Below are 13,430 nucleotides of genomic sequence, written 5' to 3' on the forward strand. Positions count from 1 at the left end.
CCTTCTCTTCATTCGTAGGCGGGCAGCCGTACGGTTACGACGATACCGCGATTGCCGGCCCCCGGCGCGAGCGACGCGCTGCCGCCGTGCGCCTGCGCGATCTCGCGGACGATCGCGAGCCCGAGACCCGAGCCTTCGGTATCGGCCGACACGCGGTAGAACCGCTTGAATACGTGCGGCCGCGCCTCGGCCGGGATGCCGGGGCCGTTGTCGACCACGTCGAGCACGATCGCGTCGCCGTCGCGGCGGGCGCAAACCGTCACGCAGCCGCCCGGCTGCGTGTAGCGCACCGCGTTGTCGACGAGGTTCATCACCAGCGCGGTCAGCAGGCTGTCGCTGCCCGCGACGTCGAGCCGCTCGCCGAGGTCGGCCCCGAGATCGATATTGCGCCGCTGCGCGAGCACGATCGTTTCCTCGAGCACGCTCGACACCACGGCCGCGAGATCGACGCGATGGGTCAGCAGCGTCGACGGCGTCGCTTCCGCATGCGCGAGCAGCAGCAGCTTGTCGGTCACGTCGGCCATCTTGCGGCTGCTGCGCTGCATGCTGTCGAGCACCGCAGCAAGCTCCGGATCGTCGTGCCCGCGCCGCTGCGCATACTGGATCTGCGTGTCGAGCACCGCGATCGGCGTGCGCAACTGGTGCGCGGCATCCGCGATGAAGCGGCGCTGCGTGGCCGTGTGCGTGTTGAGCCGCGCGATGCACTGGTTGATCGCGTCGACGATCGGCCGCAGCTCGTTCTGCAGCCGCTCGGGGCGGATCGGCTCCAGCTCCATCGGCCCGCGGTCGGCCACGTCGTCCTTCAGCTTCATCAGCGGCCGCATCTCGAAGGTGAGGCCGAGGTACACGAGCCCCATCGCGAGCATCAGCATCAACGACAGGCGCACGAGCTGCGGCCGCCAGATCGTCGCGACCATCGCGCCGTACGAACGCGTCGTCTTCGCGACGACCACCGTCACCGTCTCGACCTGCCCCTCGTCGTACAGCTGGCGATCGTAGGCCACCGCGCGCAGCGGCACGCCGTCGAGCGATGTGTCGTACAGCGTCGGCTCGATGCCGTGCCGCGCAGGCACGTCGAGCGCCGGCGTGCCTGCGAGCAGGCGGTCGTGGCCGTCGATCACCTTGTAGAACACCGAATCGCGCGACGGCGATTCGAAGATCTCCAGCGCGGCCGGCGGCACGTCGGCCGCCGGCCGCCCGTTGCGCCATTCGACGTCCTCACCGATCGTGCGCGCGGACGCGACGAGCGCGCTGTCCTGCACGAGCGCGGCCGTGGTCCGCGCGGTGTCGTACGACATCGCGCCGGCGATCAGCACGAACACCGCGAGCGGCAGCAGCAGCCACCACAGCAGCCGTCCGCGCAGGCTGTGCGCCATCCTGTTGCGCTCCTTCTCCGAAATGCCGAACCGCGCCGGGAGCGCCGGCGCGGTCGGGTGTGTCATGGCAGGCGCGCGTCTGCGGCGTTCAGAACGCCGCGGGGCGCCACTTCAGCAGCCGCTTCTCGAGCCAGGTCAGCAGGTAGTCGGCGGCCAGCGCGACCACCGCCAGCACGATCATCGCCGCGAACACGCCGCTCGCGTTGAACGCGCCCTGGGCGGTGGAGATTAGCAGGCCGATGCCCTGCTTGGAACCCAGGAATTCGCCGACGACCGCGCCGACCAGCGCGAAACCGAAGCTCACGTGCAGGCTGGCGAGAATCCAGCTCAGTGCGGACGGAATCACGACCGACGTGGTGATCTGCCGGCGCGACGCACCGAGGATCTGCGCGTTCGCGATCAGGTAGCGGTCGGCTTCGCGCACGCCCTGGAACGCGTTGCCGAACACGACGAAGAACACCATCACGACGGCCAGTGCGATCTTCGACGCCATCCCGAGGCCCAGCGCGATCACGAAGATCGAGCCGAGCACGACGCGCGGAATCGAGTTCGCGATCTGGATGTACAGGCCGAACACGTCGGCCATCAGCTTGTTGCGGCCGAGCACGATCCCGCAGATCACGCCGGCCACCGAGCCGATCACGAAGCCGATGCCGGTTTCCTCGAGCGTGACCCACACTTGCGTGAGCAGCGGGCCCTGCGACGTGCCGTTCACGAACCAGTCCTGGATCTGCGCGAAGATCAGCGTCGGCTGCGAGAAGAAGAACGGGTCGATCCACTTCAGCCGTGCGGCGAGTTCCCACCCGCCCAGCACGATCACGAGGACGGCGATCCGCAGGCCGATGATCAGTTGCCGGCGGCGGCGCAGGCGGGTTTGAGCGGCGCGCGACTCGTCCTCGAGCGACGTTGCCGGAATGGCGGTGGGGGGAAGCGTCATGTCGGTCATGCTCCTGTCCTTGCGGTCCTTGCCTTGAGCGTATGCGTCAGCCGATCTGCACTTCTTCGCGCAGGTCGTGCCAGATGTCCTTGGAAATTTCGATGAAGCGCGTGTCGTAGCGGATCTCCGACGTGACGCGCGGGCGCGGCAGGTCGATCTCGTACACGCGCTTGAGCGTGGCGGGCCGCGCGGTCAGCACGAACACGCGGTCGGCGAGCGCGATCGCTTCCTCGAGATCGTGCGTGACGAACACGACCGAGCCCTTGTTCGCGGACCACAGCTGCAGCAGCTCGTCCTGCATCAGCGTGCGGGTCTGCATGTCGAGTGCCGAGAACGGCTCGTCCATCAGCAGGATTTCCGGCTGGTTGATGAAGGTCTGCGCGAGCGCGACGCGCTTCCTCATCCCGCCGGACAGCTGGTGCGGGTAGTGCTTCGTGAACTTGTCGAGGCCGACCTTGCGGATCCATTCCTCGGCCTGCGTGTACGCGACGTCCTTCGAGCGGCCGCGAAACAGCGGGCCGGCCGCGACGTTGTCGATCACGTTGCGCCACGGAAACACGGCGTCGGCCTGGAACACGAAGCCGATGCGCGGGTCGATCCCGTCGACCGGACGGCCCATCACGTGCACTTCGCCCGTCGCGGGCTTGAGCAGCCCGGTGATCAGGTTCAGCGTGGTCGACTTGCCGCAGCCGGTCGGGCCGACGATCGCGATGAACTCGCCGCGCGCGACGCTCATGCTGAAGTCGCGCAGCGCGACGGTGGCCTTGCCTTCCGGCGAAATGAAGCGGCACGACACGTTGCGAAACTCGATCGCCGGTGTGCTCGGGGAGACTGCCTGGTTCATCGCATTGATCCTGCGGGTGAGGAGGGCGTCGCATCGTGGCGACGCCGGGCCGGTCAACCGGGCCGGAACGGGGAACGCACGGCGGCGGGATCGCCGCCGCCGGCGCCGCTACCGGGTTCGCTTACTTCGCGTTCACGAAATCGTTCGTGAAGGTGCGTGCCAGGTCGATGTGCTTGCCTTTCACCGACGGGTTGAACGCCGACAGCACCTTCAGCACGGTCGCCGGGCCGTCGGCCGGCATCTTGCCGTCGGCCGTGTACATCGGCAGCGACGCCTTCAGCGCGCTCACGTACAACGCCTTGTCCTTCTGGTAGTCGGCCGGCATCTTCGCGGCGATCTCGTCGGCGCTGTGCGTGTGGATGAACTGCATCGTCTTCGCGAACGCATGCGCGAGCTTGGTCGCCTGATCCTTGTGCGAATCGGCCCAGGCCGACTGCACGTACAGGCTCGCGGCCGGGTAGGTGCCGCCGAGCGCGGCGCGCGTGCCTTCCAGCGTGCGCAGGTCGACCAGCACCTTCGCGTCACCCATCTTCTCGAGCGCGGACACCGTCGGCTCCGTCGTCATCCCGGCATCGATGCGGCCCTGCTTGATCGCGGCGATGAAGCTCGCATCGGCGCCGACCGGCAGCATCGTGTACTGGGTCGACTGCACGCCGTGCTGCAGTGCGAGGTATTGCGTGAGGAAGCTGGTCGACGAGCCGAGGCCCGTCACGCCGAGCGTCTTGCCCTTCGCGTCGGCCATCGACTTGAAGGTCGGCGCGGCCTTGGTCGACACCATCTCGACTTCGCCCGGCACCTGGCAGAGCACGGCGATCGCCTTCACGTCCTTGCCCTTGCTCTGCAGGTCGACCGTGTGGTCGTAGAAGCCGACCACGCCCTGCACGGCGCCTGCCAGCAGTTCGTTCTCGGCGTCGACGCCGGCCGGCTGCGACAGCAGCTCGACGTCGAGCCCTTCGGCCTTGAAGTAGCCGAGCTCCTGCGTGAGCCGCGCGGGCAGGTAGATGAGCTTCGCGATCCCGCCGACCATGATCGTGATCTTGCCGCCGTCGTCGGCGAAAGCGGGTTGAGCGGCAAGCGCGCAGCTCAGGCTGGCTGCAACGGCGAGGGTGCGCAGGATGGGTCGCATCGGGTCGTCTCCGTTCGTTGTATTCGTATGGCGCGATGCTTGCTGCATCGTCACGACGAGTATAGGGAGACGAAGCCTTCCGCTACCTTTCGCGGGCGGGCGATTCCTTTAGGGGTTTTCCAGCAACGCGGGGCCGGAACAGGCGGGAGAACGGGGAAGGGGGCGCTCAGCGCCAGCCGCCCAGCACGCGGCCCATCGCGTCGAGCCCCATGTCGAACAGGTGCGCCACGAACGGCACGAGGTTCGGAATCATCAGTTGCACGAGCAACAGCCCGACGAGCATCGTCACCGGAAAACCGACCTGGAACACGCCGATCTGCGGTGCCGCGCGATTCAGGATGCCGAGCGCGAGGTTTGCGATCAGGAGCGCCGCGACCACCGGCAGCGCGAGCAGCAGCCCCATCTCGAACACCGTCGTGCCGAACGATGCGAGCGTGCGCCAGCCGGGCGCGTGCAGCAGGTCGGCCGACACCGGCAGCGACTGGAACGACGCGGCGAGCGCGGCGAACACCTGCAGGTGGCCGTCCACCGCGAGGAACGCGAGCATCGCGACCGCGTTCAGGAAGCGGCCCATCGCGGGCGTCGCGCCGCTCGTGTGCGGATCGAAGAAGGTGGCGAAGCCGAGCCCCATCGACAGCCCGATGAAGTCGCCGGCCGCCTCGACGGCCGCGAACACGATCTGCATCGTGAAGCCCATCGCGGCGCCGATCAGGAACTGCGTGACGAGGATCCAGATGCCCTGCGCGGAGAACACGGTGACGTCCGGCATCGCGCCGAGCGTCGGCGCCACGACCAGCGCCATGAACGCGGCGACGCCGATCTTCACGCGCACGGGCACCGCCGCGTGGCCGACGACGGGCGCGGTCGCGACGAGCGCGAGCATCCGCACGAACGGCCACAGGAACGCCGTGAGCCAGCCGTTGAGCTGCGCGTAGGTAACCGAGAACATCGCCGCCGGGTGGTGCGCGCGGCTCAGCCGACGCCGAGCGTTGCAACGTGCAGCAGCGTCTGCCGCAGGTAGTCGAGCATCGTCGTCATCATCCACGGGCCGGCGATCACGAGCGTCGCGGCGACCGCGAGCAGCTTCGGGATGAACGACAGCGTCGCCTCGTTGATCTGCGTCGCGGCCTGGAACAGGCTCACGACGAGGCCGACCGCGAGCGCGACCAGCAGCAGCGGGGCCGCGAGCAGCAGGCCGACCATCATCGCGTGGTGCGCGAGCGTCATGACTTGTTCGGGCGTCATCGTGCGTGTTCCTCCGCGGCTTACGTAAAGCTCTGCGCGAGCGAGCCGATCAGCAGTTGCCAGCCGTCGACCAGCACGAACAGCATCAGCTTGAACGGCAGCGACACCGTGGACGGCGACACCATCATCATCCCCATCGACATCAGCACGCTCGCGACGACCATGTCGATGATCAGGAACGGGATGAACACCGTGAAGCCGATCTGGAAGCCGGTCTTCAGCTCGCTCGTGACGAATGCCGGCACCAGCAGCGACAGCGGCACGTCCTCGGGCCCCTGCATCGGCGCGGCCTTCGAGATCTTTGCGAACAGCGCGAGATCGGTCTCGCGGGTCTGCTTCAGCATGAAGGTCTTGAACGGCGCGACGCCGCGCTGCACCGCCTGCTCCATCGGCATCGAGCCGTCGGAGAACGGCTTGTAGCCGTCGTTGTACGCACGGTCGAGCACCGGCGACATCACGAAGAAGGTGAGGAACATCGCGAGGCCGACGAGCACCTGGTTCGGCGGCGTCGTCGCGGTGCCGAGCGCCTGGCGCAGCAGCGACAGCACGATGATGATGCGCGTGAAGCTCGTCATCATCAGCAGCATCGCCGGCAGGAACGACAGCATCGTGAGCAGCAGCATCGTCTGCACGCTCAGCGAATACGTGGTGCCGCCGTGCGGGCCCGGGCTTGCATTGAACGCGGGCAGGCCGTTCGCCTGCGCATACGCGAGCGCGGGGGCGAGGCAGAGGATCAGCACGGGCGCGAAGCGCGCCGCGCGATGCAGGAAAGCGTGTTTCATCGGAATGCGGGGTCGGAAAGAGGGCGCGGCGCCATGTCAGCGGTCCTTGCCGCGACCGAGGCGCTTCGCGGCTTCGCCCGCGAGCGCGTCGCGAAACCGCGAGCCGAACGTGCCGGGCAGGCCGCCGTCGGACGCGGCGGCGCCGGCGGGCGCGTCGGCGGAAGCCGTCGTTGCGGTAGCCGCCGCCGAACCGGCCGGCAGCGTGTGCAGCAATCGCACGTTGCCCGGCGCGACGCCGAGCACGAGCCAGGTGTCGCCGATCTCGACGATCGTCGCGCTTTCCTTCGCACCGACCGCGACGCTCGACACGACCTTCAGCGGGCCGCCGCGGCGTGCATGCTGGAAGCCGAAGCGGCGCGCGAGCCAGGCGCACGCGAACACGAGACCGATCACGACCGCGAGCCCGACCAGCGTCTGCAGCACCGCACCGACGCCGAGCGACGGGGCGGCCGAACCGACCATCACGCTCGAGGCAATCGCCCCGGCGTGGTTCACCGCGTTCATGTCGGCGGCGCCGGCCGGCGCGGTGGCGAGCGATACGGCGACGGCAAGCGTCACCGCCGCAATCGCGCTGCACATGCGGCGGCCAGGCTTCACGACGTTCACCGATTCAGCTTCCGGATGCGTTCGGCCGGCGTGATGATGTCGGTCAGGCGGATGCCGAACTTGTCGTTGACGACCACGACCTCGCCCTGCGCGATCAGGCAGCCGTTCACGAGCACGTCCATCGGCTCGCCGGCCATGCCGTCCAGCTCGACGACCGAACCCTGCGCGAGCTGCAGCAGGTTGCGGATCGCGATCTTCGTGCGGCCGAGCTCCACGGTCATCTTGACCGGGATGTCGAGGATCATCTCGATGTCGTTGTGCGTCGAGTTCGCCGCGGCCTTCGACAGCGGCTGGAACACGCCGGCGCCGGTCGCACCGGCCTGCACCGGCTGCTCGTTCTGCTCCGCGAGCGCGGCCGCCCAGTCGTCCATGCCCGGATCCTCTTCCGCCGCGGCCGGTGCCGCCTGTGCGGCGGCGGCCGATGCCGCGAGGGCCGCGTCGGCCATCGCTTGTGCGTCGTCCTCGGGCGTCTGGTTCAGCTCACTCATATCCACCTTCCTTCATCGAATCGCCCGCGCTGATCATCTTCTGCACGCGCAACGCATATTGACCATTGAAAATTCCGTATCCGCATTCCATCACCGGCACGCCGTCGACCTTCGCGGTGATCGTGTCCTCGATCTCCAGCGGCAGCACGTCGCCCGCGCGCAGGTTCAGGATCTTCTCGAAGTTCGACGAGATCTCGGCCAGGTTCGCGGTCAGCTCGACTTCGGCCGACTGCACCTGCTGCGACAGCACGCGCACCCAGCGGCGGTCGACTTCGAGCGCCTCGCCCTGGATCGGCGACGCGAGCACGTCGCGGATCGGCTCGACCATCGAGTACGGCATGCAGATGTGCAGCGTGCCGCCGGTCGGCCCGAATTCGATCGAGAACTGCGTGACGATGACGATCTCGTTCGGCGTCGCGACGTTCGCGAACTGCGTGTGCATCTCCGAGCGCACGAACTCGAACTGCAGCGGCCGCACGCTCTTCCACGCGGTCGTGTAGTGCTCGAATACGAGGTTCAGCAGCTTGCCGATGATCCGCTGCTCGGTGGCCGTGAAGTCGCGGCCCTCGACGCGCGTGTGAAAGCGCCCGTCGCCGCCGAACAGGTTGTCGACGACGAAGAACACGAGGTTCGGGTCGAACACGAACAGCGACGTGCCGCGCAGCGGCTTCACGTGCACCAGGTTCAGGTTCGTCGGGATCGGCAGGTTGCGGGTGAACTCGCTGTACTTCTGCACCTTCACCTGGCTGACGGAGATTTCCGCCGTGCGCCGCATGAAGTTGAAGATGCCGATCCGCAGCAGGCGCGCAAAGCGGTCGTTGATGATCTCGAGGCCGGGCATCCGGCCGCGGACGATCCGCTCCTGCGTCGCGATGTTGTAGGGGCGGACGCCCGATGTGTCGCGCTTTTCGTCGACTGAATCGGCTTCGCCCGTGACGCCCTTGAGGAGGGCATCGACCTCCTCCTGGGACATGAACTCCTGGTGACCCATACGCGCTCCTTTCTCGGCCGCGTTACTGGACGACGAACTCGGTGAACAGCACGTCGTCGACCTTCGCGCGCTGGTTGCCCGGCTGCGTCGGCTGCTCGATCAGCTCCCGCAGTTCCTTCGCGAGCGAACGTTTGCCGTCCGGCGTCGCGAGATCCTCGGGATGCTTGTTCGACAGCGCGAGCAGGATCCGGCTGCGGATCTCCGGCATCCGCGCGGTCAGTTGCTCCTGCGCCTTCGGGTCGGTGAGCTTCAGCGACAGGCCGACGCGCAGGTAGTGCTGCGCGCCGTCGTCGGACTGCAGGTTCACGGTCAGCGCGTCGAGCGGGAAGAACACCGGCGCGGCCAGCGGCGCCGGCTCGGCGGGCTTGCTCGCATGGCCGACGCCTTCCTTGCTCAGGAACACGTACATGCCGCCGGCTGCGGCAGCCGCCGCGCCCAGCGCGATGACGGCGATGAGCGCGATGCGCTTGAACTTGCCGGACGAAGCCGGCTTGTCGGCGGTCGGGTTTGCGGTCGTGGAGGCCATGTGAATGCGTGCGTGATGTCTCGTAGCATGCATTGTTCGGCATCCGGGCCGAGGCCGATGGGCGGAAAAGAGGGGGGATTTGCGGCTATCTCAGCCGATTGTCGGCCGGGTGTCGGCCGGATGCAGGGCAAGTGGGGGCGGAAAGGGCCGCCGGGGCTGGCGGCCGAAGCGGGCGTGGCCGGGAGCGGGCGTCCGCCGCCCGGTCAGATCGGCAGCAGCGTCAGGAGCGGCGCGATCAGCACCATCGCGACGCCCGCGATCATCATCGTCAGGCTCGACACGACGCCTTCCTCGCTGCCGATCTCGCGCGCCTTCGCGGTGCCCACGCCGTGGGCGGCCGCGCCGAACAGCGCACCGCGCGCGAGCCGCGTGCGCATCGGCACCAGCGCGAGCACCAGCTCGCCGAGCAGCATCCCGCAGATGCCGGTCGCGATCACGAACAGCGCGGTGAGATCCTTCGGCGCGTGGATCTTGTCCGACACGGCGAGCGCGAACGGCGTCGACACCGAGCGCGTCATCAGCGAGCGCTGCAGCTCGGGCGACAGGTGCAGCAGCTTCGCGAGCAGCAGCGACCCGCACACGCCCGCACAGATCCCGACCGCGACGCCGACCGACAGCGACAGCCAGTGGCGGCGGATCAGGTCGCGATAGTCGTAGATCGGCACCGCGAACGCGATCGTCGCCGGGCCGAGCAGCCACATCAGCCAGCGCGTGTCGTGGAAGTAGACCGAATACGGGATGCCGGTCAGCAGGACGAGCAGCACCAGCACGCCCGGCACGAACACGAGCGGCGAGAACAGCAGCGTCTTCTTGTACGCGTAGAGCCGCTTCGACGCGAAATACAGCACGACGGTCAGCACGAAGCAGCCGAACGAGATCGCGGTGTTCGCCTGGTCGGCGGACAGGTTCGACAATGCGGCAAGCATGGCAGGCTCCGGCTCAGTGGGCGGACGCGGCGGTGAGGCGCGTGCGGCGGCGTTCGGCGAACACGCGCTGCGCGGCGAGCCGGCGCTCGAGCTTCGCGGCGAGGTCGACCGCGACGGCCACCGCAACCATCACGAACGCGGTGCCGGCGAGCATGACCAGCGCGATGCGCCAGCCGTCCTCGCGGAACAGCCCGCCGTACTGCACGGCCGCGACGGCGGCCGGCACGAAGAACAGCAGCATGTCGGACAGCAGCCAGTTCGCACCGTCCTTCACCCACGCGGGCGCGACGCGGCCCGAGAACAGCAGCACGAGGAGCACCGCGAGGCCGATCACGCCGGACGGAATCGGCAGCCCGATCTTGCGCACGGCCCAGTCGACCGCCATCCACAGCGCGCCGAGCGCGGCGGCCTGCAGCGCAATGCGGCCCGTGTGCGCCAGGCTGGGCGAAGCAGCGGGGCGGGCGGCGGGTGCGGCGGTCGGCTTGGTCATGGCAGGCTCCCTACAGATATTCCGTTGATGGTGGGAGTATAGGGTTTCCCCTAACCATAAATAAAATGACTTGTCTCTATCCTTGTCATTCCAATCCGGAATTCATGTTGGGTTCGCCGCACCATTTTGGGGAGACATCGATGGAATTGCGCGCGTTGCGGTACTTCGTCGAGGTGGTTCGCCAGCAGAGTTTCACGGCGGCCGCCGACAAGCTGTTCGTGACCCAGCCGACCATCAGCAAGATGGTGAAGGCGCTCGAGGACGAGATCGGATCGCCGCTGCTGCTGCGCGACGGCCGGCAGATGGTGCTGACCGACGCGGGGCGGATCGTGTTCCAGCGCGGTCAGGACGTGCTCGCCGCGCAGGCGCAGTTGCAGTCGGAGCTGAACGATCTCGGCACGCTCGGGCGCGGCGAGCTGACGATCGGGATCCCGCCGCTCGGCGGCTCGCTGTTCACGCCGATCATCGCCGCGTACAAGCAGCGCTACCCGAACATCGAGCTGAAGCTGTTCGAGCAGGGCGCGCGGATGATCGAGGCCGCGCTGACGTCGGGTGAGCTGGAGCTCGGCGGGCTGCTGGAGCCGGTCGATCCCGGCACCTTCGAGCGGCTGCCGATGGTGCGTGCGCCGCTGTGGCTCGTCGCGCCACGCGAGTCGCGCTGGGAGGATCACGCGACCGTGCCGCTCGCGGATCTCGCGCGCGAGTCGTTCGTGTTCTACGCGGAAAGCCTTGCGCTGCACGATGCGGTGCTGGACGCGTGCCGGCAGGCGGGCTTCACGCCGTCGATCGTGAGCCGCAGCGGCCATTGGGATTTCATGGCGGCACTCGTGCATGCGGGGGTCGGCATCGCGCTGCTGCCCGAGCCGTATTGCCGGCGGCTCGACGCGGGCCAGTTCACGTGCCGGCCGATCGTCGAACCGGAGATCACGTGGGCGATCGCGCTCGGCTGGCTGAAGAAGGGGTATCTGTCGCACGCGGCGCGCGCGTGGCTCGACGTGGCGCGGGCGACGCTGCCGATCGCGCCGGGCGACGATCTGGCGTTCGGCGGGTTGCGGGCGAGGGAGTGACGTCCGGCACGCCCGGCGATCAGCGGTTGCCCTCGAACAGCGTCCGAATGACATCGCGGCCCATCGAATCGAAGTCGACTGGGACGTGGATCTGTCCTTTCATGAAGCCGATCCAACTCTGAGGAGCAGGCTCCGGCATGTCGATCGGTGCGACCCTGACAATCGGTTTGCCTGCTTCCACGATCACGAACGGCTCACGGGCATCGATGGCTTCATCGATCAACCGGGACAGGTTCACCTTCGCGTCACGCATGTCGTAGATTCGCATTGCATCTCCCCGATCAATCGAACTCAAACATCCAGCCGGCCCGGTTTAATCGGAAGAGGCGCGCCAACGGCCAACCTTTCATCCCGCCACACCTGCTTCAATGCCCCATCGCCGGCCCCGCGCCCTTCCTCGGTTTCGTGACCCACACGAGCGCCGCGAGCGCACCGAACATGAATGCCGACAGCAGGAAGAAGTCGTTGGTCGCCATCATGAAGCCCTGCTGCGTGACGAGCTGGTTGAGCTGCGCATTGGCCGTCTGGCCGACGATGCCGAGCTGCGACAGCGCGCCCTGGTAGTCGGTCGTGTTCTGCGCATACACGCTCACCGATTCCGACAGCCGCGCGTGATGGTAGATCGCGTCGTTTTCCCAGAACGTCGAGCTCGCCGCGGTGCCGATCGCGCCGGACAGCGTGCGCAGGAAGTTCGACAGCCCCGACGCGCTTGCAAGCCGGTCGTCGGAGATGCTCGACAGCGTGATCGTCGTCATCGGCACGAAGAAGCATGCGACGCCGATCCCCTGCACGAGCCGCGGCAGGATCACGTGGTTGAACGGCACGTCGAGCGTAAACGTCGAGTTCCAGATCGACACGCCTGCGAACACGATGAACGCGAAGCTCGCGACCATCCGCAGGTCGAGCCGGTGCATGTTGCGGCCGATCAGCGGCGATAGCACGAGCGCGAGCAGCCCGACCGGCGCGGTCGCGAGGCCGGCCTTGCCCGCCGTGTAGCCCATCACCGTCTGCAGCCACAGCGGGAAGATCACGACCGAGCCGAAGAACGCCATGAAGCCGAACGAGATGATCATCGCGCCGAGCGCGAAGTTGCGGTCCTTGAACAGCGACAGGTCGACCACCGGCTCCTTCTCGGTCGCTTCCCACACGAGCATGAACGCGAGCGACACGACCGCGATCAGCGCGAGCGCGACGATGAACGTCGAGTTGAACCAGTCGCGGTCCTTGCCGAGGTCGAGCATCATCTGCAGGCATGACACGCCGATCACGAGCAGCGCCAGGCCGATCGCGTCGATCCGCTGCTTCGACGTCTTCGTCTCGCGGCCGCGCAGCAGGAAGTACGCGCAGGTCGCCGAGAAGATGCCGATCGGCAGGTTGATGTAGAAGATCCACGGCCACGTGTAGTTGTCGCTGATCCAGCCGCCCAGCAACGGCCCGAAGATCGGTGCGACGATCACCGTCATCGCCCATAGCCCCAGCGCGAGCCCGCGCTTCGCGGGCGGGTAGCTGCGCATCAGGATCGTCTGCGACAGCGGCACCATCGGCCCCGACACGAGGCCCTGCAGCAGCCGGAACGCGATCAGCGTCTCGAAGTTGGTCGCGAGGCCGCACAGCGCCGATGCGATCGTAAACGCGAGCACCGACAACGTGAACAGCCGCACCTCGCCGACCCGCCGCGCGAGCCAGCCGGTGAGCGGCACCGCGATCGCGGACGCCACCGAGTACGACGAGATCACCCAGGTGCCTTCGCTCGTCGCGACGCCGAGGCTGCCGGAAATGGTCGGCACCGCGACGTTCGCGATCGACGTGTCGAGCACTTCCATGAAGGTGCCGAGCGCGAGCCCGACGGTGAGCAGCGCGAGCGCACCGCCGGACAGCGGCGCGGGTTCGGCGGCGGGGGCGGCGGATGCCGTGGTGGCGGACATCGGAATCTCCTAGACGCGGCGCGCGCGACGCGCCGGCACAACGCACGGGTGTGCGCCGCAGCGCCGCCCGGCCGGGTGGAACGGATAAAGGGAAAAGGGGA

General features: G+C 67.8%; 16 protein-coding genes. 1 reads left to right on the forward strand and 15 read right to left on the reverse strand.

Annotated elements, in window-relative coordinates:
• Positions 1 to 8: 8 nt before the first annotated feature.
• The 13 genes from C5O79_RS22150 to C5O79_RS22210 form a co-directional block, all read right to left on the reverse strand.
• Positions 9 to 1,376, reverse strand: coding sequence for a sensor histidine kinase (locus C5O79_RS22150; protein WP_122474483.1), 1,368 nt, complete (start codon positions 1,374 to 1,376; stop codon positions 9 to 11).
• 88 nt (positions 1,377 to 1,464) lie between these two features.
• Positions 1,465 to 2,322: an ABC transporter permease gene (locus tag C5O79_RS22155; protein ID WP_089438879.1), complete on the reverse strand. Its 858-nt coding sequence runs from the start codon at positions 2,320 to 2,322 to the stop codon at positions 1,465 to 1,467.
• 37 nt (positions 2,323 to 2,359) lie between these two features.
• Positions 2,360 to 3,157, reverse strand: a complete 798-nt coding sequence (locus C5O79_RS22160; RefSeq protein WP_122473432.1) for an ABC transporter ATP-binding protein — start codon at positions 3,155 to 3,157, stop codon at positions 2,360 to 2,362.
• Between the two features lie 121 nt (positions 3,158 to 3,278).
• Positions 3,279 to 4,283: an ABC transporter substrate-binding protein gene (locus tag C5O79_RS22165; RefSeq protein WP_039351966.1), complete on the reverse strand. Its 1,005-nt coding sequence runs from the start codon at positions 4,281 to 4,283 to the stop codon at positions 3,279 to 3,281.
• Positions 4,284 to 4,449: 166 nt separating this feature from the next.
• Complete coding sequence (fliR, locus tag C5O79_RS22170) at positions 4,450 to 5,232, reverse strand: flagellar biosynthetic protein FliR (protein ID WP_046550041.1); 783 nt, start codon at positions 5,230 to 5,232, stop codon at positions 4,450 to 4,452.
• 23 nt (positions 5,233 to 5,255) lie between these two features.
• Positions 5,256 to 5,528, reverse strand: a complete 273-nt coding sequence (gene fliQ, locus C5O79_RS22175; RefSeq protein ID WP_039351961.1) for a flagellar biosynthesis protein FliQ — start codon at positions 5,526 to 5,528, stop codon at positions 5,256 to 5,258.
• 20 nt (positions 5,529 to 5,548) lie between these two features.
• Positions 5,549 to 6,310 (reverse strand): flagellar type III secretion system pore protein FliP, encoded by a 762-nt coding sequence (gene fliP, locus C5O79_RS22180; RefSeq protein ID WP_046550042.1) that lies wholly within the window; start codon positions 6,308 to 6,310, stop codon positions 5,549 to 5,551.
• Between the two features lie 36 nt (positions 6,311 to 6,346).
• Positions 6,347 to 6,916: a flagellar biosynthetic protein FliO gene (gene fliO, locus C5O79_RS22185; RefSeq protein ID WP_046550043.1), complete on the reverse strand. Its 570-nt coding sequence runs from the start codon at positions 6,914 to 6,916 to the stop codon at positions 6,347 to 6,349.
• Entirely contained in the window at positions 6,913 to 7,404 is a 492-nt protein-coding gene (gene fliN / locus C5O79_RS22190; RefSeq protein WP_039351952.1) for a flagellar motor switch protein FliN, read from the reverse strand. Before fliN ends, fliO begins: the two co-directional genes overlap by 4 nt.
• Complete coding sequence (gene fliM / locus C5O79_RS22195) at positions 7,397 to 8,395, reverse strand: flagellar motor switch protein FliM (protein WP_046550044.1); 999 nt, start codon at positions 8,393 to 8,395, stop codon at positions 7,397 to 7,399. Before fliM ends, fliN begins: the two co-directional genes overlap by 8 nt.
• A 22-nt stretch (positions 8,396 to 8,417) precedes the next feature.
• On the reverse strand, positions 8,418 to 8,954 hold the full coding sequence (gene fliL, locus C5O79_RS22200; RefSeq protein WP_046196266.1) for a flagellar basal body-associated protein FliL: 537 nt from the start codon (positions 8,952 to 8,954) through the stop codon (positions 8,418 to 8,420).
• A gap of 170 nt (positions 8,955 to 9,124) precedes the next feature.
• Complete coding sequence (locus C5O79_RS22205; RefSeq protein WP_039351943.1) at positions 9,125 to 9,847, reverse strand: LrgB family protein; 723 nt, start codon at positions 9,845 to 9,847, stop codon at positions 9,125 to 9,127.
• A 13-nt stretch (positions 9,848 to 9,860) separates the two neighbouring features.
• Positions 9,861 to 10,337 (reverse strand): CidA/LrgA family protein, encoded by a 477-nt coding sequence (locus C5O79_RS22210; protein ID WP_039351940.1) that lies wholly within the window; start codon positions 10,335 to 10,337, stop codon positions 9,861 to 9,863.
• 140 nt (positions 10,338 to 10,477) lie between these two features.
• On the opposite strand from C5O79_RS22210, the gene C5O79_RS22215 reads away from it, so the two are divergent.
• Positions 10,478 to 11,404 carry a LysR family transcriptional regulator gene (locus C5O79_RS22215; protein WP_046550047.1) on the forward strand — a complete coding sequence of 309 codons (927 nt, stop codon included), beginning with the start codon at positions 10,478 to 10,480 and terminating at the stop codon, positions 11,402 to 11,404.
• A 19-nt stretch (positions 11,405 to 11,423) separates the two neighbouring features.
• Here the strand turns inward: C5O79_RS22215 and C5O79_RS22220 are convergent, their stop codons facing one another.
• Complete coding sequence (locus tag C5O79_RS22220) at positions 11,424 to 11,672, reverse strand: type II toxin-antitoxin system Phd/YefM family antitoxin (RefSeq protein ID WP_122473433.1); 249 nt, start codon at positions 11,670 to 11,672, stop codon at positions 11,424 to 11,426.
• 97 nt (positions 11,673 to 11,769) lie between these two features.
• A complete protein-coding gene (locus C5O79_RS22225) occupies positions 11,770 to 13,329 on the reverse strand; it encodes a DHA2 family efflux MFS transporter permease subunit (RefSeq protein ID WP_122473434.1) in 1,560 nt (519 codons plus the stop codon).
• Positions 13,330 to 13,430 lie beyond the last annotated feature (101 nt).

This window comes from Burkholderia sp. SRS-25 (assembly GCF_004343765.1).
In the GTDB taxonomy this organism is placed as follows: Bacteria; Pseudomonadota; Gammaproteobacteria; order Burkholderiales; family Burkholderiaceae; genus Burkholderia; species Burkholderia contaminans.

Excerpts from the sequence above, each read along its gene's own strand:
- C5O79_RS22150 (WP_122474483.1), bottom strand. The coding sequence starts at position 1,376 with ATGGCGCACAGCCTGCGCGGACGGCTGCTGTGGTGGCTGCTGCTGCCG.
- C5O79_RS22155 (WP_089438879.1), bottom strand. The coding sequence starts at position 2,322 with ATGACCGACATGACGCTTCCCCCCACCGCCATTCCGGCAACGTCGCTC.
- C5O79_RS22160 (WP_122473432.1), bottom strand. The coding sequence starts at position 3,157 with ATGAACCAGGCAGTCTCCCCGAGCACACCGGCGATCGAGTTTCGCAAC.
- C5O79_RS22165 (WP_039351966.1), bottom strand. The coding sequence starts at position 4,283 with ATGCGACCCATCCTGCGCACCCTCGCCGTTGCAGCCAGCCTGAGCTGC.
- fliR (WP_046550041.1), bottom strand. The coding sequence starts at position 5,232 with ATGTTCTCGGTTACCTACGCGCAGCTCAACGGCTGGCTCACGGCGTTC.
- fliQ (WP_039351961.1), bottom strand. The coding sequence starts at position 5,528 with ATGACGCCCGAACAAGTCATGACGCTCGCGCACCACGCGATGATGGTC.
- fliP (WP_046550042.1), bottom strand. The coding sequence starts at position 6,310 with ATGAAACACGCTTTCCTGCATCGCGCGGCGCGCTTCGCGCCCGTGCTG.
- fliN (WP_039351952.1), bottom strand. The coding sequence starts at position 7,404 with ATGAGTGAGCTGAACCAGACGCCCGAGGACGACGCACAAGCGATGGCC.
- fliM (WP_046550044.1), bottom strand. The coding sequence starts at position 8,395 with ATGGGTCACCAGGAGTTCATGTCCCAGGAGGAGGTCGATGCCCTCCTC.
- fliL (WP_046196266.1), bottom strand. The coding sequence starts at position 8,954 with ATGCATGCTACGAGACATCACGCACGCATTCACATGGCCTCCACGACC.
- C5O79_RS22205 (WP_039351943.1), bottom strand. The coding sequence starts at position 9,847 with ATGCTTGCCGCATTGTCGAACCTGTCCGCCGACCAGGCGAACACCGCG.
- C5O79_RS22210 (WP_039351940.1), bottom strand. The coding sequence starts at position 10,337 with ATGACCAAGCCGACCGCCGCACCCGCCGCCCGCCCCGCTGCTTCGCCC.
- C5O79_RS22215 (WP_046550047.1), top strand. The coding sequence starts at position 10,478 with ATGGAATTGCGCGCGTTGCGGTACTTCGTCGAGGTGGTTCGCCAGCAG.
- C5O79_RS22220 (WP_122473433.1), bottom strand. The coding sequence starts at position 11,672 with ATGCGAATCTACGACATGCGTGACGCGAAGGTGAACCTGTCCCGGTTG.
- C5O79_RS22225 (WP_122473434.1), bottom strand. The coding sequence starts at position 13,329 with ATGTCCGCCACCACGGCATCCGCCGCCCCCGCCGCCGAACCCGCGCCG.